This is a genomic window from Xanthomonas sp. NCPPB 2864, from assembly GCF_056675615.1.
The window spans coordinates 1-22,851 of sequence record NZ_JBWWVS010000019.1; the positions used below are offsets into that span (position 1 = coordinate 1).

Genomic DNA, 22,851 nt, shown 5'->3' on the forward strand with positions numbered 1-22,851 from the left:
GCGGAACATGGAAGCCTCCTTCGGCATCGACGTAGGCGGCCGCAGGGGGAGGGCACGGCCAGCAGGGATGGTGCAGCGCAGGATGGTGGTTGGTCAGCGTAGAAGCTCCGGCGTTAGCGCGCCATTCACGCCGGCGAACGCCGATTTGATCGCGCGCAAACACCTGCAGGGCGCACCATGCCGCTGCGGTCGCGTCCGCAACCCGCCAGGCAAGACGCACTGTCGCAGGAGTGCGACAGGCGCCTGTCTTAAGCTAGCGCCACCCTTTTTTAGTCTCCCGCACTGTCGCGGGGGACGTCACATCTGGAGTCTCCCCCATGAGCCAAGCCCACGCGTACGCCGCCCAAACTGCCGATCAGCCGCTTGCACCGTTCGTGTTCGAACGGCGTGCGCCAGGCCCCAACGATGTGCAGATCGATATCGCCTATTGCGGCGTGTGCCACTCGGACCTGCACACCGCACGCAACGAATGGCACAACACGCGCTACCCGTCGGTGCCCGGCCACGAGATCGTTGGCCGCGTCACTGCGGTCGGCGATGCGGTCACCGGCTTCAAGGTTGGCGATCTGGCCGGCGTCGGCTGCATGGTTGACAGCTGCCGCAGCTGCGCGTCCTGTCAGGAAGGCGAAGAACAGTATTGCGAGCAGGGCTTCACCGGCACCTATAACGGCCCGATGTTTGGTGGCGGCGAGAACACCTACGGTGGTTACTCGGACCACATCGTGGTCGACCAGAAATACGTGCTGCGCATCTCGCACAGCGACAACCTGGCCGCAGTGGCGCCATTGCTGTGCGCAGGCATCACCACGTATTCGCCGCTGGCGCACTGGAAGGTCGGTCCCGGTCAGAAGGTGGGCGTGGTCGGTCTGGGCGGCCTGGGCCACATGGCGGTGAAGATCGCCAAGGCGATGGGCGCCACCGTGGTGCTGTTCACCACCTCCGAGAGCAAGCGCGCCGATGCGCTGCGCCTGGGCGCCAGCGAAGTAGTGGTGTCCAAGGACGAGGCGCAGATGGCCGCGCAGGCCAACACGCTGGATTTCATCCTCAACACCGTGGCCGCGCCGCACAACCTGGACCCGTTCCTCAATGCGCTCAAGCGCGACGGTGCGATGGTGCTGGTGGGCGTGCCCGAGGAATCGCATCCTTCGCCGAGCGTGTTCAATCTGGTGATGAAGCGCCGCACCCTGGCCGGTTCGTTGATCGGCGGCATCCGCCAGACCCAGGAAATGCTGGATTTCTGCGCCAAGCACAACATCGTCTCGGACATCGAAACCATCCGCGCCGACCAGATCAACGAGGCCTACGAGCGCATGCTCAAGAGCGACGTGAAGTACCGCTTCGTGATCGACATGGCCACGCTGGACAAGGCGGCCTGATCGCCTGGCTTGCAGCCCTGCCACATGGCTGCAGGTCGGTTGCCGGCGCTACGGTCGGCCCAGGTGATGCGGCATGGAATGCATCACCCGGGTTAGGACGGCGGTGTGTGGTCGTATGACCGCACGACATCAGCCGTATCAGCCGGATCGGCAGCGCCGCTGGGCGGCACTGCCGGCAAGGACTGCGGCTATGCGGACACCGGCGAGGCGTGCAGCTTGCCGGCGACAGGCAAGCTGCGTGGGCGACGCACCGGCAGCGGTGCGGAGAACAGCAGGTTCAGCGCGGGCAGGCGGCCCGGTGCGCGCAGCAGGCACAGCACCGCCGGCCCCAGCACGCCGACACTCAATAAGGCGAAAAACAGCACCGTCCCCTCGTCGATCCAGCGCGGCAGCAGGTAGGCCAGCACGATGAACGGCGGAAAGTGGCTCAGGTAGAACACCACCGAGTTGCGGCCCACATAACGAATTGCCTGCGCGGCCGGTTGCCGGTTCGCCCACATCGCCGCGGCGATCAGCAGCGGCAGCGCGACTAGCACCAGCGGCAGGTAGCCGATCCAGATGCCGTGCAGCGCGGTGAGATTGGCGATCAGCATGATGGCGCACAGGCTCAGGCACGACAGCGGCCAGATCCAGCGCGGTGCCTGCCGCAGCAGTGCCGGCACCCGGCCGGCCAGCAGCGTGCCGATGTAGAAGAACGCAAAGTAATAGAACGGATCGGCACCCTGACGCAGCAGCGGACCCAGGCAGACCGAGCCCAGCACGGTCGCGGCCAGGACCAACGGCGCCGGCAGCCGGCGCAGCAAGGGCATCAGCACCAGAAACACGAACAGGTAGAACAGGAACCAGGTCAGTGCCACGTTGCCCACTGCGATCTTGCCCAGCTCCACCCAGGCGATGGGTTCGGCCTTGGCCAGCACCGAGCCGGCCTCGCGCAGGGCGAAGATCAGCACCGACCAAAGCAGATAGGGATACAGCACGTGCCGCAGCTTGCCGCCGAGGTAGGGCGCGATGCCCTTGTCCAGCCCACGCGCCACGAACAGGCCCGAGAGCAGGAACATCAGCTGCATACGCAGCGGCGCCAGCGAGCGGTTGAGGCGCTCGACCGACAGCATCAGTGCGCTGCTTTCTTCAGCAGCGCCGCCGCGCAGTTCCGGGTAGGCATCGAAGGCAAAGCCGTAGGCGTGCAGCACGATCACCATCAACACGCTGGCACTGCGGAGCCAGTCCACCCAGTCGTCGCGTCCGTATTGGCCGGTAGTGAGTTGCTGTGTCATGAGGTTGCTTCCTTGGTGGGGCCCACGGCTTCGCCGCCGCGGGGCGCGGCGACAGATGAATGAGGTCTGGAGTCCGCGGCGGCGGTATCGCGCACCGGGATGGGACCGACTGCCGTCATTGCCGAGCACATCCGGTTTGGCGCAGGGCGTCCTGCGCGTCGGGAGGTGGGTCGGCAGGATCGCGTTAGGGGGCGACAGCAGATATGTGACTTAAATCACACTTCTATAGTGGGTGCAATCGTCGAGGCTGCAGATCGATGCAGGCCCGGGCGCATGCCGATGGCAGGCTCAAGCGTGTGTGCGAAAGGCTGCATGGCGGCTGGGCGCTTGCGTTTGCTGGCACTCCCGTCCGGTGCGCCGTGTGTCAGCTAGATGCCGATCGCGGAGGAGGCGTGCGTGTGGCCTCGCGCGCTGCGGGTCGGACAAGCCACGACCTTGCGGATGCGATATCGGCGTTGCGCCACGAGGCGTGTGGCCTGCGTGGCAAGCAGGTGGAACCCTGGGGCATGAGTCAGGCGAGAGTCTGGTCGCCTACAGGAGCGTTCTCCGCACGGTGGGTCGCGGTGGATGCGCTGCATCGAGTAGCGTCATGCGGCATGGCCGCCAACGCAGCGTGCGGGCTGCCCGCACGCGGGCCGGCAACCAGCGGTGGGCGCCGAGCCCACGCGCTGGTCGGCACTCAGGCGGCGGCCGGTTCCTTGACCTGCGCCTTGACGCCCAACAGCTGCACGATGCTGCCGGCCGCATCGCGGCCTTCGGCCACCGCGGTGACCACCAGGTCGGCGCCGCGCACGCAGTCGCCGCCGGCGAACAGGCGCGGATTGCTGGTCTGGTAGGGCAGGCGGCCGTTGTCGTCGGCTGGTGCGACGATGCGGCCGTTACTGCCGGCTTCCACGCCCTGCGCTGCCAGCCAGTCGGGCAGGGTCGGCGAGAAGCCGAAGGCGATGATCACCACGTCCGCTTCCAGCAGCGATTCGCTGCCTTCCACCGGTACCGCGTTGCGCCGCCCGCTGGCATCTGGCCGCCCGCTGGCATCTGGCTCGCCGAGCCGGGTTTCCACCACGGTCACGCCGATCGCTTCGTCGTCGGCGCCGGATTCGATCGACAGCGGCTGACGGTTGAACAAAAAGCGCACGCCTTCCTCGCGCGCGTTGGCGACCTCGCGTGCAGAGCCGGGCATGCTGGCCTCGTCGCGGCGGTAGGCGCAGGTAACCTTGGCCGCACCCAGGCGGATGGCGCTGCGCACGCAGTCCATGCCAGTGTCGCCGCCGCCCAGCACCACCACGCGCTTGCCGTTGAGATCGGGCAGCGCCATCTGGTCTTCCCAGCCGGCGATCGGCCGGCCGTGCGGGTCATTGCCGCTGACGATGCGGCTGTTCTGCACCAGGAACGGCAATGCCGGCAGCACGTTCTTCAGGTCCTGCCCGGGCAGCCCGCCATCGGTGTAGCGGTAGGCACCGGTGCCCAGGAACACCGCATCGAACTCGCCCAGCAACTGCTCGATGCTGACGTCGCGGCCCACTTCCACGCCCAGGCGGAACTGCACGCCCATGCCTTCGAGGATCTCGCGGCGCTTGCCGATCACCGACTTGTCCAGCTTGAAGCTGGGAATGCCGAACTGCAGCAGCCCGCCGATCTGCTCGTAGCGGTCGTAGACCACCGCCTCGATGCCGGCACGCACCAGACGGTCCGCGCAGGACAGGCCGGCCGGGCCTGCGCCGATCACCGCCACCCGCCAGCCGCTCGGCTGCACGTTGCCCAGGTCCGGGCGCCAGCCCATCTTGAAGGCGGTATCGACAATGTATTTCTCCACCGCGCCGATGGTGACCGCGCCGAATTCCTCCAGCGTGCAGCTGCCTTCGCACAGGCGGTCCTGCGGACACACCCGCCCGCACACTTCCGGCAGCGGATTGGTGGAGTGGCACAGCGCGGCGGCTTCTTCGATGCGGTTTTCCTGCACCAGCTGCAGCCACTGCGGGATCGCGTTGTGCACCGGGCATTTCCAGCTGCAGTACGGGTTGCCGCAATCCAGGCAACGGCCCGACTGGTACTGCGCGTCGGCCTTGTCGAACTTGCCGTACAGCTCGCCCCAGTCACCGGACGTACGCAGCTCCACCGGAATGCGCGTGGGCATGGTCCGGGGCAGGTCGAGGAATTGGAAGGCTTGCTTGCGGCTCATAGGGCTGGGATTCGGGAGTTGGGAGTGGGGATTCGCAACAGCGGGCGACGGGGGGCGGACGCGGTGCGAATCTCGAACAAACAATCACGACGCTGGAAGGCCGGGAGTGGAGATTCGGGAATCGGGATTCGCATAGCTTGAGCGAATCCCCAATCCCGACTCCCCAATCCCGTCACTCAGGCGGCACGCCTGAGCGACTCTGTCAGCGACTCGATGCTGGCGGCCTTGGGTTTGACCAGCCAGAACTTGCCGATGTAGTCGCGGAACTCGTCCAGGATCTGCTGCGCCCAGATGCTGCCGGTCAGCTCGCGGTGGCGGCTGATCAGGGTGTGCAGGTGCTGGCGATGGTTCTCGAAGCCCTCGGCGGAAACGCGGTGGATGTCGATCAGCTCGTGGTTGTAGCGGTCCACGAAGTCGCGTTCGATATCCAGCACGTAGGCCAGCCCGCCGGTGAAACCGGCGCCGAAGTTCAGGCCCACCTTGCCCAGCACCAGCACCACGCCGTCGGTCATGTATTCGCAGCAGTGGTCGCCTGCGCCTTCCACCACCGCCAGCGCGCCGGAGTTGCGCACCGCAAAGCGCTCGCCCGCGCGGCCGGCTGCGAACAGCTCGCCGCCGGTGGCGCCGTACAGGCAGGTGTTGCCGACGATCGGCGTGCTGCGCGCCTCGAAGCGCGCCCCGCGCGGCGGGCGCACTACCAGCCGGCCGCCGGCCATGCCCTTGCCGACGTAGTCGTTGGCCTCGCCTTCCAGCTCCAGCTGCAGGCCACCGGCGTTGAACGCGCCGAAGCTCTGCCCGGCGGTGCCGCGGAAGCGCAGATTCAACGGCGCATCGCTCATGCCGTGGTTGCCGTGTACGCGCGCGATGGCGCCGGACAGGCGCGCGCCGATCGAGCGGTCGGTGTTGTGGATCAGGAAACGGTGGTCGCCGCCACGCTTGTTGGCGATCGCATCGGCGAGCAGGCCGTCCATCTGCGTGGCCAGGCTGTCGGGCGATTCGTACAGGCGCTGGGCGGCGCAATGGCTGCCGTCGTAGCGGGCATGCGTCAGCAGGCGCGACAGGTCGACCTTGACCCCGGCACGCGGCGAGACCTCCAGCTGTTCGAGCAGGTCGGTACGGCCGACGATGTCGTCCAGCGAGCGCACGCCCAGGTAGGACAGCCACTGGCGCACTTCCTCGGCCAGCAGGCGGAAGAAATGCTCCACGCGCTCCGGCAGGCCGGTGAAGTAGTTCGCGCGCAGGCGCTCGTCCTGGGTGGCCACGCCGGTGGCACAGTTGTTGAGGTGGCAGATGCGCAGGTACTTGCAGCCCAGCACGATCATCGGCGCGGTGCCGAAGCCGAAGCTGTCGGCGCCCAGCAACGCGGCCTTGACCACGTCCAGGCCGGTCTTCAGGCCGCCGTCGGTCTGCAGGATGGTGCGCTCGCGCAGGTCGTTGGCCACCAGCGCCTGGTGCGACTCGGCCACGCCCAGTTCCCACGGCACGCCGGCATAGCGGATCGAGCTGACCGGGCTGGCGCCGGTGCCGCCGTCATGGCCGGACACGGTGATCAGGTCGGCGCCGGCCTTGACCACACCGGCGGCAATGGTGCCGACGCCGGCATGGGCCACCAGCTTCACCGACACCAGCGCAGTCGGATTGACCTGCTTGAGGTCATAGATCAGCTGGGCCAGGTCTTCGATCGAATAGATGTCGTGGTGCGGCGGCGGGCTGATCAGGCCGATGCCGGGCTTGGCGTAGCGCAGCCGCGCGATCAGCTCGTTGACCTTGTGGCCGGGCAGCTGGCCGCCTTCGCCGGGCTTGGCGCCCTGGGCGACCTTGATCTGCAGCACTTCGGCGTTGACCAGGTATTCCGGAGTCACGCCGAAGCGGCCGGAGGCCACCTGCTTGATCTTGGAGCGTTTCTCGGTGCCATAGCGGGCCGGGTCTTCGCCGCCTTCGCCGGAGTTACTGCGCCCGCCCAGGCGGTTCATCGCGATGGCCAGCGCCTCGTGCGCTTCGGGCGACAACGCGCCCAGGCTGATCGCGGCGGTGTCGAAGCGACGCAACACATCTTCGGCCGGGGCCACCTCGTCCAGCGGGGTCGGGGTGTCGGCGCGCTTGAGCTGGACCAGATCGCGCAGCGTGGAGGCCGGGCGCGCATGCACCGCATCGACGTACTTCTGCCAGTCGCCAGCATCGCCGGTGCGGGTGGCGCGCTGCAGCGTCATAACCACGTCGGGGTTGTACATGTGGTACTCGCCGCCGTGCACGTACTTGAGCAGGCCGCCCACTTCCGGCTTGAGCTGGTCGTTCCAGGCGCGTGCGGTGAGCTCGCGCGCCTCGGTATCCAGCCGTGACAGGCCCACGCCGCCGATGCGTGCGGGCGTCTCGGCAAAGCACAGCTCCACCACGTCCGGATCCAGTCCGACGATCTCGAACAACTGCGCGCCGCGGTAGCTGGCGATGGTGCAGATGCCCATCTTGGAGATGATCTTGGACAGGCCCTTGTAGATGCCCTTGCGGTAGCGGCGGCCGATCTGCGACTGCTCGCCGCCCTTGCTCAGCTGCAGGATGCCGCGCCGGCCCAGGTCGAACAGCGTCTGGTAGGCCAGGTACGGATACACCGCGGTGGCGCCGAAGCCGAGCAGGCAGGCCATGTGGTGCGCATCGCGCGCGGTGCCGGTTTCGATGATCAGGTTGACGTCGCAGCGCAGGCCCACCTTGCACAGGTGGTGGTGCACCGCGCCGGTGGCCAGCAGCGCATGCGCCATCGGCCGGTCCGGGACCGGGTAGCGGTCGGACAGCAACAGCATGACGGCGCCGGCGCGTGCGGCCGCTTCCACTTCCTGGCAGATGTGTTCCAGGCCGGCCTTGAGGCCTTCCTCCACGCTGTAGGACAGGTCGATCAGGCGGTTGCGCTCGACGTACTGCTCCATCTTCAGCAGCTGGCGCAGCTTGCGCTGGCTGAGCACCGGCGAGTTGAGGATGACGTGGTTCACCGTCTCCGCGCCGGCGTGGAAGATGTTGGTCTCCTTGCCGAGCTGGGTGGTGAGCGACATCGCGATGCCTTCGCGCAGCGGGTCGATCGGCGGGTTGGTGACCTGCGCGAAGGCTTGGCGGAAGTAGTCGTACAGCGGCCGGGTCTGGCGGCTGAGCACCGCCATCGGGGTGTCGTCGCCCATCGAGCCGGTGGCTTCCTGCTCGGTCTCGGCCAGCGGGCGCAGGATCTGCTCCACTTCCTCGGTGCTGAGCTGGAACAGCTTGTGGTAGCTGCGCAGGGTCTGCTCGCTGAAGGGTTCTTCCACCAGCGAGGGGTCGATCAGCTCGGTCTGCAGATAGGTCACGCCCTGCTGCAGCCATTGCTTGTACGGCGCGCGCGCGCGGTTGATGCGGTCGATGGCGTCCGAGTCCAGCAGATCGCCGCGCTTGAGGTCGATCGCCATCATCTCGCCCGGGCCCAGCTTGCCCTTGCGGGTGATGCGCTCAGCGGGCAGCTCCCACACGCCGGCCTCGGAGGCGACCAGGAAATGGCGGTCGGAGGTCAGCATCCAGCGCGCAGGGCGCAGGCCGTTGCGGTCGAGCATGCAGGCGGCATAGCGGCCGTCGCAGGCGACGATGCCGGCCGGGCCATCCCACGGCTCGGTGTTGAGGCCGTAGAACTCGTAGAACGCGGCCAGGTCGGCGTCCTTGAACTCCAGCGACTGGGTCGCCGGCGGCACCAGGATGCGCAGCGCCTGCAGCAGGTCCATGCCACCGGCGATCAGCAGCTCGAGCATGTTGTCCAGGCTCTGCGAGTCCGAGCCATGCATGGAGATCACCGGGTCGAACTCGGCGATGTCGAAGCGTGGGGTCTGCCACACCTTGCTGCGCGCCTGCGCCCAGCGGCGGTTGCCTTCGATGGTGTTGATCTCGCCGTTGTGGGCGAGCAGGCGGAACGGATGCGCCAGCGGCCAGCGCGGCAGCGTGTTGGTGGAAAAGCGCTGGTGGAAGACGATCGCGCTGGAGGACAGGTCGCTGCGCTGCAGGTCCGGGTAGAACGTGCTCAGCTTGTCCGGCAGCACCATGCCCTTGTAGCTGATGCCGTTGGGCGAGAGCGTGGTGACGTAGAAGTTTTCCACCTCGCGCAGCGCCTGCTCGGCGCGGCGGCGCGCCAAAAACAGCGCCAGGGTGAAGCCATCTTCGCTCTGCTCGGCACCGGCATCGACGAATACCTGTTCGATGCGCGGCAAGGTGTCGCGTGCCAGCTGGCCGCAGACGCTGTCGTCGGTGGGCACCACGCGCCAGCCGCGGAACTGCACGCCGGCGCGGTGCAACTGGGTTTCCAGTTCGGTGCGACAGCGTGCGGCATCGGCTTCGTCCAGCGGCAGGAACACCACACCGGCCGCGTAACGCGTGCCCAGGGCGATGCCGGCATCGCGCGCCAGCCCGCGCAGGAACGCATCGGGCTTGCGGATCAGCAGGCCGCAGCCATCGCCGGTGAGCCCGTCGGCCGCCACGCCGCCGCGGTGGGTCATGCGCGAGAGCGCCGCAATTGCGGTGTCCACCAGCGAGCGGGAAGGTTGGTCGTCCAACTGGGCGACCATGCCAAAACCACAGGCGTCGCGCTCATCGCGCGCGCTGTTGTAGAGACCGTGGTCGTTGAGCCCTTGGCGAGTGCGGGGGGCCATGTCTGCCTCTTTGCGATCTGGGAGAGCGGCGACGACGTTGCAGCGCTCGATCCGTGGAGCGTTTCGAAGAGGTCACCGGATGATCGACTAGACCACAGTTGATGCGGTGCCGCAATACACCGTTACAGCTGCAACGAGGGCGGCCGCAAGGCCTTGTGCCAGCTGGCTTGGCGCCTGTTCGCCAACAGGCGCCAACCGGTACTTAGCCGCAACGCACCGAAGCGATCACGTTCTTGGCATCCACTTCCAGATTGAGCCGCTCGCCGTTGAACTCCATCGTGGTCATCTGGCCGGGTTTGAGCACGCGCACCGACTTGGCGCCGGCGTCGGTGCGGGCCTGGTCGCTCACCGCATCGGTCAGCGCCTGGCCCACCAGCGATTGCACCTGGGTGGCATCGCAGCTGCCGATCGGCGGCGCTTCGGGCGCGGCCGCCGGTGCCGGTGCGGCGGCCTGTTCGGCGGCTTGCTGCGCCTTGGCGGAGACGGCTTCCTGCTCGTCCGGTTGCGGCGAACCGCAGGCAGTCAATGCCGCCAGCACGACCAGGGTACAGGCCAGACGGGCGGTAGGCAGGACAGCGCGCATCGATGACTCCAGCACAGTAGGGGAGGCCCAAGCATAAGCAGAAAACCCGCTCGCGGGCATCGCTTGCCCACATGGCGTTGTCGCAGCGTTGACGCGGCCTAGTCTTGACCGGCTCAACAATCGGCGCCTGTCCTTCGATCCGTGCGCAATGAAAGCCAAACGTGTTCTTCGCAATGCCGCCGCCACCGCCAGCGCGGCCGGCAAGCTGGCCACCGTTGCCGCCGGCGCGGTGGCCGCCACCGCCGCGGTGGCGAGCGTGGCCGCGGTTGCACAGGCCAAGGCCACCGCGCGCGCGGCCGGGCTCACCTACGTCAACGATCAGCAGCCCGGCATCAGCCGCCGCAAGGCCGGCAAGAGCTTCAGTTACCGCAGCGCGGATGGACAACGCGTAGCCGATGCCGACACCTTGCAGCGCATCCGCGCGCTGGCGATTCCGCCGGCATATACCGAGGTGTGGATCTGCGCCAAGCCCAACGGCCATCTGCAGGCCACCGGCCGCGATGCGCGCCGGCGCAAGCAGTACCGCTACCACGCCGATTGGGCGCAGGTGCGCGGCGGAGGCAAGTTCGAACGGGTGATCGCCTTCGGCCAGGCGCTGCCCAAGTTGCGCCGCCGGCTGCGCCGCGATCTGGTCTTGCCGGGATTTCCGCGTGAGAAGGTGCTGGCGATCGTGGTGGCGTTGCTGGCCGACACGCTGGTGCGCGTGGGCAACGCCGAATATGCGCGCAGCAATCGGTCCTACGGGCTGACCACGTTGCGCAACCGGCACATGGAATTCCTGCGCGGGGGACGTGCGCGGCTGAAGTTCCGCGGCAAGAGCGGCCAGGATCACGATATCGAGGTGGACGACAAGCAACTGGTCAAACTGATCCGCGAGTGCCAGCAATTGCCGGGGCAATCGCTGTTCCAGTACCGCGATGACGACGGCCAGCTGCAGCCGGTGGACTCGGGCGAGGTCAACGACTACCTGCGCGAGGCGATGGGCGAGGATTTCACCGCCAAGGATTTCCGTACCTGGGGCGGCACGCTGGCGGCATTGCAACGCCTGGCACGTTTGCCGCTGCCCGAGCGCATGAGCGAGCGCGCGCTGACCCAGGTGCAGAACGATGTCATCCGCGAAGTGGCCGATGCGCTGGGCAATACACCCTCGGTGTGTCGCAAGGCCTACATCGACCCGTGCGTGTTCGAAGGCTGGCGCGCCGGTCACTTGCAGGCCATGGCCACCGGCGTGCGCGGCGAGCGCCAATGGGAGGCGGCCACGCTGAAGTTCTTGAGCGCCTCGCGTAACAAGCCCAAGGCACGGGCAAGGCCTGCATCAAAGCGGAAGTCCGCTTGAAAACGGCGACAAAAACGACTGCGCTGACCCCCAGGCGGGCGCGGCAGGTGCCACAAGGACAGTGCGGTTGCTGCTCGCCGTCCACGCTTACGTGAAGCCGACGCGCTAGATTTTGTCAGCCACTCCAAGTGAAGGACCGGGAGCCGGATAGCAACAGTGCCTTACCGAATCCCGAATCTCCAATCCCGAATCCCAAACGACTCAGCCGCAGTAGATCGCGGTGATGTTGTTGTTCGGGCCGGTCTCGACGGTGAGGTGATCGCCACCGCTTTCGCTGGCGCCCTGGGCCGGGTCGGCCAGGCCGCTGGCAGTGGTGCCACCGGTGGCGCGCTCGCCGCGGCGCACGCTGACCTGCAGGCTGTCGCTGTCCACGCGCGCGCGTTCGATGGTCTGTGCCGCCGCGGCCAGGCCGACTGCGCCGCGCACCTTGTCGATATGGCACTGCCCGGAAATGGCCCCGTCGATGGGCTGCACCTGCACGACCTGGTTGGAGGCACAGGCCGAGAGCAACAACACGGCAGCGAGCGGAGCAAGGGTGCGGATCATCGGAGATCTCCAGCGGAAGAATGGCGCAAGCGTGAAGAAAGCGTTGTTGGCGTGGCATGAAGACTGCCCGCAGCCCGTGTACACGCCGGCTGACGCTGTCGGGCGTGGCGCCCCAGTCGGCGCGCGGCCCCGGCAAAACTGGCGCTGCGTACCATCTGCACATACAGCGCAATGTCACCGAGATCGACCACCAGCGGCCTTGGCGCGTGCGGAGACTGCCTGCGTGCTTACTGCGTCCGCGTCAGTCCGTGACGGCGCAGCAGCTGCCGCAGGCGACATTGCACCCGTTGCAGATCGGCTGCAGCCGCCTCATCCAGAATGCCTTTGGCCAAGGCATCGAATTGCGGCCAGAACTGGCTGGGGTCGCGCACCCGCTGCGGCCAGACCGACAACATTCTGCCCAGATCGGAAAGCTGGTGATTGGTGTGGGTGCGTATGCGTGTGCTCATGTCGCGTCTCCCGGCCAGTCCAGGGCGACAGCGTGGACCGCACCGTCGTCGACCAGAGTGAAAGCAAGCTCGGCTTGCGCTATGCCGTCGACTTCCAGCCGTGGCTCGACACCGGGGCGCTGGGTGACGTCAATGACGTAGGTGCTGGTGCCGAAGCGATAGCGCAGCTGGTACTGGGGCCAGCTGGCCGGGATGCACGGCACGAGGTGCAGGCGCTCGCCATGGCGTTGCAGGCCGAGCAGCGATTCGGTCAGCAAGCGGTACATCCAGCCGGCGGCGCCGGTGTACCAGCTCCAGCCGCCGCAGCCGGCGTGCGGCGCCACCGCGTAGACATCGGCCGCCAGCACATAGGGTTCGGCCTTGTAGCGCTGCACGCCCGCCGCGTCGCGGGCGTGGTGGATCGGGTTGATCAGGCCGGCCAGTTGCCAGGCCCGCGCGCTGTCGCCCAGATGCGCGAAGGCCATCGTTGCCCACACCGCCGCATGCGTGTACTGGCCGCCGTTTTCGCGCACGCCGGGGACGTAACCGCGGATATAGCCGGGGTCGTGCCCGGTGCGATCGAACGGCGGCACCAGCAGCTTGACGATGCCGGCGTCGGGATCCACCAGCTGCTGGTGCATCGCGTCCATCGCCTGTGCACTGCGCGCCGGGTCCATCGCACCGGACAGCACCGCCCAACTCTGCGACAGCGAATCGATGCGACATTCGTCCGAGTCGCTCGAACCCAGCGGCGTGCCGTCGTCGAACCAGGCCCGCCGGTACCACCGCCCATCCCAGGCATGCTGCTCCAGCGCGGTGCGCAAGGCCTGCGCATGCGTACGGCAGCTCGCCGCGAATGCCGCATCGTCGTGCTGCGCGGCCACGTCTGCGAACCTTAGCAGCGTGTCGTAGAGGAAGAACCCCAGCCACACGCTCTCGCCCTTGCCGTCCTTGCCGACCCGGTTCATGCCGTCGTTCCAGTCGCCGCTGCCGATCAGCGGCAGGCCGCGTTCGCCCAGCCGTGCCATGCCGCGTTGCAAGGCGAGCACGCTGTGCGCGTACAGCGACTGCATGTTGCCGGCGATCTGTGGCAGGTCGTAATACGATTCTTCATCGGGCTTGAGGGCGCGCCCGTCGATAAAGCTCACGCGCTCGTCCAGCACACTGGCGTCGTTGGTGACATCCAGATAGCGGCATAGGGCCTGCGGCAACCACAGAAAATCGTCCGAGCACTGCGTGCGCACGCCGCGGTCCTGTGGCGGGTGCCACCAATGCTGCACATCGCCCTGCACGAACTGATGCGCGGCGCAGCGCAGCAGATGCGCGCGTGCCAGCGCTGGCTGCGCGTGCACCATCGCCATGCTGTCCTGCAACTGGTCCCGGAAGCCGTACGCGCCACCGGACTGGTAGTAGCCGCTGCGTGCCAGGAACCGGCAGGCGATGGTCTGGTAGAGCAGCCAGCCGTTGGCCAGCAGATCCACCGCCGGATCGGGCGTGGTCACCTGCACGGTGCCCAGCACCTGCTGCCAATGCGCGCGCACCGCCAGCAAGGCGGTGTGCGCGGCGGCCACGCCACGGCTCTGGCGGGCCAGTGTCAGTGCGGTGTCGCGATCCACCGCCGCGCCCAGGCGGAATACCGTTTCGAAGCTCTGTTCGGCCGCCAGCGTGACCGGGATCTGGATCGCCGCGCACGGGTCCAGGCCGGCACCCACGCGCCCGGACAGACGTTGCCGGCTGAGTGCGGCGGGCGCGGCCAAGCTGCCATTGCGCCCGATGAATTCGCTGCGGTCGGCAGTGATGCTGCGGCTGGGTGCATCGGCATCGAAGAACGCCACGCGCCCGTCGAACTCGGTGTTGTACGGGTTGCGCGCGGTCAGCACGCTGCTGCCCAGATCCACCTCGCTGACCACGTGCAACTGCGAGCGGGTGCGGATGTCGCCCAGCACCCATTCCACGTACCCGGTGACGCTGAGCCGGCGTGGGCGGCCGGAAAGATTCTTCAACCGCAGATGGCTGAACTTGATCGGGCGCTCCACATCCACGAACACCCACAGCTCGCTGCCGATGCCGTGTTCGATATGGCTGTAGACGCTGTAACCGAAGCCGTGGCGCACCGTGTAGCGACCGCTGCCGCGGCATGGCAGCGCCATCGGCGACCACACCTGGCCGGTGTCTTCGTCGCGCAGGTAGAACGCTTCGCTGGAGGCATCGCCGACCGGGTCGTTGTGCCACGGCGTGAGCCGGAATTCGTGCGCGTTTTCGGCCCAGCTGTAGCCGGGGCTGCTGTCGCTGACCACGCTGCCGAACTGCGCGTTGGCCATCACGTTGCACCACGGCGCCGGTGTGGCGGTGCCTTCGTCCAGGGTGATGCGGTATTCGCGGCCGTCGGCGGCGAACGCGCCCAGGCCGTTGTCGAACAGCACAGGTTCTTCGGCGGCAGCCTGCAGGGTTCGGTCCAGGTAGGCGGCGTGGGTGCTGCTGAGGTAATCGGCGCTGTCCAGTTGCTTGATGGGCTCCAGCAACGGCGGATGCGCACGCGCGCTGGGGTGGCGCTGCAATTGCGCGTCCAGGCTGCCGTTGGCATCGCTGAGGATCGCGCGCGCCACGGTCTGCAGCAGTACGCGGTCTTCCTGCGAGATGTGTTCGATGGCGCGCACGAAGATGCCGCCGGGGCGGTCGAGCACATTGGCCTCGGGGTCTGCGGCGATCAAGCCCAGGATGGCGTCCTGCAGCGATTGCCGATAGCCGGCCTGGCTTTCGTTCCAGATCACCAGATCCGCGCGCAAGCCTTTCAGGCGCCAGTACGCGTGAGCCTGCACCAGCTGGCGCACCAGCTCCAGATTGTCCGGGTCGGCGATGCGCAACAGCACGATCGGCAGATCGCCGGAGATGGCGTGACTCCACAGCGCCGACTGGCCGCGATGGTTGTGCAGCAACACCTCGCTGTCGGCGCGCAATTGCGGGTCGACGAACAGCACGCGTGCGGCCAGCCGTTCGTAGAGCATCGCGTCTTCCAGCGAGGCGTTGATCTGCCGGCGGATGACCTGGCTCTGGGTCAGCGCCAGGTCGAACACGCGGTCGGCCAGACGGCGGTCGCGGTACTTGTCGATCAACGCGGTGCAGGCCGCGCGTTGGGTGCCGACGCCGTAGACCATGTCCACCTGCGCCTGTTGATCGGGCGCCAGCGAAATGCGGCAGCGGATCGCCACGATCGGGTCCAGCACCGAGCCGGCCGCGCCGGACAGGCTGGCCTGATCGCGCAGGGCCAGCGGATTGCGGGTGCTGCGCCCGCGCCCGACAAATGCAGCGCGATCGGTCTCGTAGGAGATCGACGCCACGTCGGCATCGTGCACTGCCACCAGATGCAGCATCCACGGCTGCGCCTCGTCGTGCCCGCGCGGGCGACGCGTGCACAGCAACGCCTGTTTGTCGGCCAGGATTTCGGTCTGCACGAATAGGTTGCTGAAGGCCGGATGCGCCTCGTCGGCCTGCGCCGGTGCCAGCACCACTTCGGCGTAGGTGGTGATTTCGATCACCCGCGTCTGCCGCGAGCGGTTGCGGATACGCAAGCGGCGCAGCTCCACATCGTCTTCGGCGGAAATGGCGATTTCCAGGTGGCTGTCGTAACGCTGGTGGCTGCCTTTGAACTCGGCCTTGGCATCGGAAAAGATCGCCTCGTACCGCTCCACCGGCACGCAGGTGGGCTGATGCGCGGCCGACCACACCGCGCCGCTGTCCACATCGCGCAGATAGCAGAACGTGCCCCAGTGATCGCGGGTGCCGTCTTCGCGCCAACGCGTCACCGCCATGTCGCGCGCGCGGCTGTAGCCGCCACCGGCCGACGTCAGCATGCCGTGGTAACGCCCATTGGAGAGCAGTTGCAGCGCCGGCTGCTGCAGATTGGGGTCGCGATGGATGCGCAAGGCCATGCCGGCTTCGGTGGCCACCGGGCGCTCGGCGGCGTCGGCCAGGCCTTTGACATACACGCCAGCGCGCGGTGCACGCTCCTGCAACAGCAACAGCGTGGCCTGGAATTGCGGGTCGGCGACAAAGCGCTTCTGCATCGGCGCATCGCGCAACACGTGGTCCAGCGCCAGCAGCGCCATGCCCTGGTGATGCGACATGAACGAGCGCACCAGCGCATGCTGTTCGCCACGCGGCACGCGCGAGGGGGTGTAGTCGATCGCCTCGTACAAGCCGAAACGCCCGCCAAATCCCAGCGCCTGCAGTTGCTGCAGATTGCGGCAGGCCGCATCCGGCTCGACCATCAGCGCCATCGCGCTGGCGTAGGGGGCAATCACCAGATCCTGGCCAAGGCCGCGCTTGAGCCCGAGCCCGGGCACACCGAATGCGCGGTACTGATAATTGCGCCGCGTATCGACGGTGTTGTAGCCCGATTCGGACACGCCCCACGGCACATCGCGTGCGGTGCCATAGCGGATCTGCGCCTGCACGGCACCGCGCATCGAACGGCTCAGCAAGGTCTGCGGGTAGCTGGGCATGACCAGATCGGGCATCAGGTACTCGAACATCGAGCCGCTCCACGACAGCAGCGTGGGCTCGGCGCCGGTGTCGGTCAGCGTGCGGCCGAGTGCGAACCAGCTCTCCTGCGGCAGCTTGCCCTGGGCGATCGCCACGAAGATGCCCAGGCGCGCCTCGGAGGCGAGCAGATCGTAATGGCCGCTATCCAGGCGCTGGTCGTCGACGTTGTAGCCGATCGACAGCAACTGCTGGGCGGGGCTGTAGAGGAACTCGTAGTCCAGCTGCGCCAGCTGCCCGGCGATATGCGCCAGCCGTTGCAGCTCCTGCACGCGTTTGGCGGCCCAGGTCTGCACGCCGGGTGCGTGGTCGCTGAGGGCGAGTTGCCGCAGCGTGGCGACCGTGGCGCCAGGGGGCGGCGTCGCGTGCGCATCGGTACCGGCAAGCGTGGTTGCGCAATGGCCCACTTCTGCCAGGGCCGCCTCGCAGCTGTCGATCAAGCGTTGCGGCCACGGCTCGCCGTCGTCGCTGTCTGGCATCAGCGCCAGGATCGTGTGGCTCTGCGCCAGCAGCAGGCGCAGCGCTTGGTCGGCCTGGTGCAGGCTCGGCGCGGGCTGGCTGCGGATGCTCTGCAAGCTCTGCGACATTGCGTCCAGCGCATTGGCGGCGGCGTCGCTGCGTGTCTGCGCTCGCGATGCCAGCACGCCCAGGGTGTCGGCCAGCCCATCGAACACCGCCAACGACACCGCCGGCGCATCCACCAGTGCCAGCAGGCCTTGCCGCAGCGTCAGCAGATGCCCGACCAGGTTGCCGCTGTCCACGGTGGAGACGTAGCGCGGCAACAGCGGCACCAGCGTTTCGGTGTCGTACCAGTTGTAGAAGTGGCCGCGATAACGCGGCAGCGTTTCCAGCGTGGTCAAGGTATCGGCCACGCGGGTCATCACGCCGGCCACCGTCAGGTAGCCCAGATCGTAGGCGGCCAGATTGGCCAGCAGGCCCAGCCCGATATTGGTCGGCGAGGTACGGTTGGCCACCACCGTGACCGGATACTCCTGCACGTTGTCCGGCGGCAACCAGTGGTGCTGCGCAGTGCAATGGCTTTCGAAGAACGCCCAGGTGCGCCGCGACAATCCACCGAGGAAAGCGCGTTGTTCCTGCGACAACTGCGCCACCGGTGCGGCGGGTTGTTCGCCCAGCCAGGCCATCAGCCAGGGCGCGGCCATCCACGCCAGCCCCAGCGGCAATGCCGCCCACAACGCCAACGGCGACCACCACGCCACCGCGGCGATCGCCAATGCCGCGCTGCACGCGGCGCCGGCCATCAGCTGTTGCTCGGCATTGCCGCTGCGCGCGCTGCGTTCCACTTCGCTGGATGGCGCCCACTGCAGCAGATGGCGCCGGGTAATCGACATCCGCACCAGCGTGCGGGCGATGGCGGCCAGCTGCATCCCTGCTTCGAACGGCAGGCAGGCCAGCACCACGCCGGTGCGCAGCAGATGCTGACGCAGCCCCACACCGATCTGGCGCGCGTGATGACGCAGCCCCAGGCCCTCGGGCGGATGCGCCAGCGCATACAGCGCCGAACACAGCCCCGGCAGCAGCCATAGCACCAGCAGCCACAGCGTCCAGCGCAATGGCGTGGGCGAACACAACCAGCCGATCAGTAACAGACTCAGCGCGGCCGGGGCCACCAGGCTGCGGCGCAGGTTGTCCAGCAGCTTGCCGCGCGACAGCCACGACAAGGGATTGCGCGCACGCCGGCCACCCCGGTCGGGCACCCACGGCAGCAACCACGGCAGCAACTGCCAGTCGCCACGCACCCAGCGCGCGCGGCGCTTGGCATCGGTGGCATAGCGTTGCGGGTGGCGCTCGTACAGACGCACGTCGCTGAGCAGCCCGGCGCGCACGTAACAGCCCTCCAGCAGGTCATGGCTGAGCACACGGTTGTCGGGAAAGCGGCCGGCCAGCACCTGCTCGAAGGTGGCCACCGCATAGATGCCCTTGCCGATGAAGGAGCCTTCGCCGAACAGATCCTGATACACGTCCGAGACCACACGCGTGTACGGGTCGATGCCCGGCTCGATGCCGAACATGCGCGCAAACCGCGACTCGCCGCCCTCGCTCATGCCGGTGCCCAGGCCCGGCTGCAGAATGCCGTAACCGGCCTCGACGATCTGCCCGGCCGCGTCCATGCGCGGCACATTCAACGGATGCGACATCGCCCCGACCAGCGCGCGTGCCGCATCGCGCGGCAGGTGGGTGTCGCTATCGAGCGTGATCACATAGCGCACCTGCACCAGCGCGGCGACATCGCCTTGCACCTGCAGGAATTCGCTGGCCGCCTGCAGCCGCGCGTCGTCGGCGCAGAGCAGGCGGTTGAGCGCCTCGAGCTTGCCGCGCTTGCGCTCTGCACCCATCCAGCAGCCCTCGCCGGCGTTCCACCGGCGTGCGCGATGCAGCAGGAAGAAACGATCGCCGTGCGCATCGGCATAGGCCGCGTTGAGCCGGTCGATATGCTGCGCCGCATGTGCCACCAATGCCATGTCGCCAGGCAACAGCGCTTGCGCGGCATCGAGAAAATCGGTGAGCAGCGCGAAGTACAACTGTGCGTCGCGGTTGGCCAGGTAATGCACCTCCAAGGCGCCGACCAGCTCGTCGATGGCCTCGTAACTGGCCAGCATGCTCGGCATCACCACCAGCGTGCGGCAATCGGGCGTGATGCCGGCACGCAGGTCCATGCGCGGCAACGGATGCGGGCGCACCCACAGCGTTGCCACCCAGTTGACCAGCGCAATGCCCAGCTCGCTGGCGGCCAGCAGCGCGATGCCGGCGGTGATCCACCACAGCGCCGGCGGCAGTGCGCTCACGCCCTGCAGCAGCACGCCGGTCCACAGCAACGCGATCGCTGCGATCGGCAATAGGTAGAGCGGCAGCGCAACGCGATGCGCGCGCGGGCGAGGGGGGGGGCGGCGTATCTGCCGCAGCTGGGTTGCGAAGCGCGGCACGCAGCCGCGGCAATCCCGCATCCACCAGGTAATAGCCCACGTGGCCGGCCACCGGCATCGCGGCATCTGCGTGCGCCGCCAGCTGCAGCACGGCCTCAGCCACGTCCGGCTCGTCGCGGTCCAGGCGCTGCGCCAGCTGTTCCACCACATGCCGGTAGCTATCGCGGGTGTGGAAATCCATGCGTGCGTAGACGTCTGCCGGATCCTTGCGCAAGGTCTGCTCAACCACGCTCATGGCCTCGACGAAGTCGCGCCAATCCATGTCATCCAGGAACCGCAGGCTACCGATGCTGTTGCTGATCGCCACCTGCTCGGCTGCCTGGCGCTGGCTTTCGGCGTGCACCAGCGCTTCCACACTGCGGCCCTCGCTTGCCAGCCATTGCTCCACCCAGGCGCTGGCCATCGACAACACCGGCCCACGGCCGTGGATGCCGCGCGTCAGCTCGGCCACGAATGCACCGGTCGCCGGCGGCTGCGAGCGCGCCAGGTCGGCCACCACCACCACCACATCCTTGGGTTGGGTGGCGGCAGTGGCGTTGAGCAATGCCGCCCACTGCGCCGCCAGGCTACTGTCGCGTCCATCGTGCATGATGTCGTCGGCAACGCGGCGCAGGTTGTCGATCAGCGCCAGCCGCAACATGATCGGAATCGCCCACAGCTCGCCGAGCTTGAGCGGCGCCACCTGTTGGTAGGCCGCGATGAAACGGCTCAGCGTGATCGCATCCACGCGCCCGTCGCCATGCGCCACCACCTGCAAGCCCAGCTCGTAGACGCGCGGCAGGCCCACCGACGTTGGCGTGCGCAGACGCGGTAATTGCCGGCTATACCCGGGCGGCAGATGCTGACGCGCCAGGCGCATCTGCTCTTCCACCAGATAATAGTTGTCCAATAACCACTCGCCGGCCGGATGCAGGCGCAAGCCATCGGCAGACATTTCGGCCAATCGCGCTGCGGCCGTGCCGAGCGAGCGCTCGTTGAATTTGAGTTGCGACAGCAGCAGCTCGCGGGTAGGCCCGGTATAGAGCACATGCGCCTGCGCCAGGCTGTGCCCCAGCGCCTCCATCTGCTCGTCGCCAAGCAAGGCCGCGCCTTCAGGCACGGCATCGCGCACCGACGGATGCTGCAGGGTTGCTGCTGGCTGGGTAATCGACTGCCACCAGAGAGAAAATGCAGAAGCCTTCCGCTGTGGCGGCATCGAGACATGACCTGTGCAGCATATGCGCCGCTAGAGGTTGTGATCATGCGCGCCGGCATGGTGGCGCACGTGAAGGCCGCCCGCTTCATCGCGATGGTTTCTCCCTGGCACGCGCTAGTGGCAGCGGCGCTGGCTAGTTCTCCGCACAGGAGGCGCCATCTGCCGCACACATCACGTCATCGATCCAGGTGACATATCGCGAGATGCGGACGTTATAGACCATTTGCCCATAGAAACCAGCCTCTAGCGCGTGTTCCGGAACTGCCGTGATCCAAGATCCCAGTCCAATGAGTTGCCAGGCGCCCTGACCTTGCACCACGAGCGGGCCGCCGCTGTCACCGCTTCCCAATACACCTTCGAGGGGAAGCCCCTGTGCAGGGGGATCGAATCGATACCAGAGATAGCGGTCGTTCGCTCCAGTAATGGCGTTGTAGGCCCGCCTCAACGCGCCACGATGTGGAGAGCCGGGAATCTGCCCCTCGATGCCATTGCCGGTTGCCCCCTTTCCTACAAACATGGCGACGTCCGTGACCTCATCGCCACCTCGATAAAGAGCGACCGGTACAACCTGCTCAACAGGTGCGTCCAATTCGATCAAAGCAATGTCATCCGAACCTGCCAGAAAGGCATGAATTCTGGACGGATCGCCGGACTTCAACGCTTCTTGGCCCAGTGCGTCGGGCATGCGCTTGTAGCCAGGGTGGACGAAGACCCGAGCAACTTTGTAGGCATTCCCGTTGATGACCACCTCCGCGTCCATGCCTTCCATGGGAGCCGCGTGTGCGGCGGTGAGGACCCACTTCGGCGCGATGAGGACGCCGTGCCCTTCGCCTGGCATGTCCGCCAGAGCTGGAAACGCGGATTGATCGATTCGATAATTTGAGTCGTCAACATCGGCACGAATGACAACGCCGTTCGCCCCGAATGAAAGGGTGAGCAAAGCAACAAACAGCCAGCGTTTCATGTGTCCGCACGTCCTTGTAGGTATTGATCTGAGCCCCATCTGCAATGTGCTTGCAGATCCCGGCGCAACATAACTGAGCAGGCTCAAGACAGGGCACGCAATCTGACGAAACGCACTGGTGAGCGACGAAGTCCAGGAAACGATGCCTGAAGCCGGTAGCAGCCGTTGACTCCATCGCCAACCTTGAGATGCATGCATGCGCGGCAGCAAGTTCGAGTCGGCTGTCCGCTGAGGGGCGACAACTGACGCAGCCCTGATGCCCCGGTTGGCTCCGTCAGGTTGGTAAATCTTGCAGTGGGGAACGGTCCGTCGGAGGCGCCAATCTTGGCGAACCTCTTCGTCACGGCTTTCGTCTGACTTTTCATCTGTACCGTCCCCCTGCCATCCGACCTATTGACTACAGTTGTCGTCACGCTTACGGTAGCGACAACTGTAGTCATGGAGAACGGCATGCGTGGCAAGACCATCGGGGACCAGGAGTTGGCCCTGTTGCAACACATCGAGGAACAACGGCAGGCCAGTGTCGGCGAAGTGGCGGCCGCGTTCGGTGAGCCGCGCGGGCTGGCGCGCTCGACCGTGCTGACCATGATGGAGCGCCTGCGCGCCAAGGGCTTCCTGCGCCGTGAGCAGGTGGATGGCATGTACCGCTACAGCGCCACCAGCGGGCAGGACGCGGTGGTGCGCTCGGCGGTGGGGCAGTTCGTGGAAAAGACCTTGCAGGGCTCGGTGTCGCCGTTCGTGGCGTGGATGTCGCAGCGCGCCGAGGTCAGCGACAGCGAGCTGGCCGAGCTCGAAGCCCTGGTCGCCAAGCTGCAGTCGCAGCGCAAGGAGGATTGA

At 67.1% G+C, this 22,851-nt stretch carries 10 protein-coding genes and 1 pseudogene; 3 read left to right on the top strand and 8 right to left on the bottom strand.

Going from position 1 to position 22,851, the window contains the following annotated elements:
- Positions 1–317 precede the first annotated feature (317 nt).
- On the top strand, positions 318–1,376 hold the full coding sequence (locus AC1KVE_RS20695) for an NAD(P)-dependent alcohol dehydrogenase (RefSeq protein WP_016901586.1): 1,059 nt from the start codon (positions 318–320) through the stop codon (positions 1,374–1,376).
- A gap of 188 nt (positions 1,377–1,564) precedes the next feature.
- Here AC1KVE_RS20695 and AC1KVE_RS20700 read toward each other — a convergent pair whose 3' ends face one another.
- From AC1KVE_RS20700 to AC1KVE_RS20715, 4 genes are all read right to left on the bottom strand, one after another.
- The gene (locus AC1KVE_RS20700; protein ID WP_481092503.1) at positions 1,565–2,650 is read right to left on the bottom strand and encodes an acyltransferase family protein; all 1,086 of its coding nucleotides are present in this window, start codon (positions 2,648–2,650) and stop codon (positions 1,565–1,567) included.
- Between the two features lie 679 nt (positions 2,651–3,329).
- Positions 3,330–4,829, bottom strand: a complete 1,500-nt coding sequence (locus AC1KVE_RS20705) for an FAD-dependent oxidoreductase (RefSeq protein ID WP_481092504.1) — start codon at positions 4,827–4,829, stop codon at positions 3,330–3,332.
- Between the two features lie 176 nt (positions 4,830–5,005).
- Entirely contained in the window at positions 5,006–9,478 is a 4,473-nt protein-coding gene (gene gltB / locus AC1KVE_RS20710) for a glutamate synthase large subunit (protein WP_481092505.1), read from the bottom strand.
- 202 nt (positions 9,479–9,680) lie between these two features.
- Positions 9,681–10,061 carry an I78 family peptidase inhibitor gene (locus AC1KVE_RS20715; protein WP_016901590.1) on the bottom strand — a complete coding sequence of 127 codons (381 nt, stop codon included), beginning with the start codon at positions 10,059–10,061 and terminating at the stop codon, positions 9,681–9,683.
- 58 nt (positions 10,062–10,119) lie between these two features.
- On the opposite strand from AC1KVE_RS20715, the gene AC1KVE_RS20720 reads away from it, so the two are divergent.
- A complete protein-coding gene (locus AC1KVE_RS20720) occupies positions 10,120–11,397 on the top strand; it encodes a DNA topoisomerase IB (RefSeq protein ID WP_481093112.1) in 1,278 nt (425 codons plus the stop codon).
- A gap of 201 nt (positions 11,398–11,598) precedes the next feature.
- On the opposite strand, the gene AC1KVE_RS20725 is transcribed toward AC1KVE_RS20720, so the two are convergent.
- The 4 genes and pseudogenes from AC1KVE_RS20725 to AC1KVE_RS20740 all read right to left on the bottom strand — a co-directional run bounded on the left by AC1KVE_RS20725 (position 11,599) and on the right by AC1KVE_RS20740 (position 22,014).
- Positions 11,599–11,943 carry a hypothetical protein gene (locus tag AC1KVE_RS20725; RefSeq protein ID WP_024940425.1) on the bottom strand — a complete coding sequence of 115 codons (345 nt, stop codon included), beginning with the start codon at positions 11,941–11,943 and terminating at the stop codon, positions 11,599–11,601.
- A 227-nt stretch (positions 11,944–12,170) separates the two neighbouring features.
- The gene (locus tag AC1KVE_RS20730) at positions 12,171–12,392 is read right to left on the bottom strand and encodes a hypothetical protein (protein ID WP_024940426.1); all 222 of its coding nucleotides are present in this window, start codon (positions 12,390–12,392) and stop codon (positions 12,171–12,173) included.
- Positions 12,389–21,050 (bottom strand): annotated as a pseudogene (locus AC1KVE_RS20735) (glycoside hydrolase family 94 protein). The gene AC1KVE_RS20730 and the pseudogene AC1KVE_RS20735 overlap by 4 nt, the downstream one beginning before the upstream one ends.
- Positions 21,051–21,183: 133 nt before the next feature.
- A complete protein-coding gene (locus AC1KVE_RS20740) occupies positions 21,184–22,014 on the bottom strand; it encodes a S1 family peptidase (protein ID WP_435003786.1) in 831 nt (276 codons plus the stop codon).
- Between the two features lie 438 nt (positions 22,015–22,452).
- Between AC1KVE_RS20740 and AC1KVE_RS20745 the strand changes: the two genes are divergently transcribed.
- Positions 22,453–22,851, top strand: a complete 399-nt coding sequence (locus AC1KVE_RS20745; protein WP_481092506.1) for a BlaI/MecI/CopY family transcriptional regulator — start codon at positions 22,453–22,455, stop codon at positions 22,849–22,851.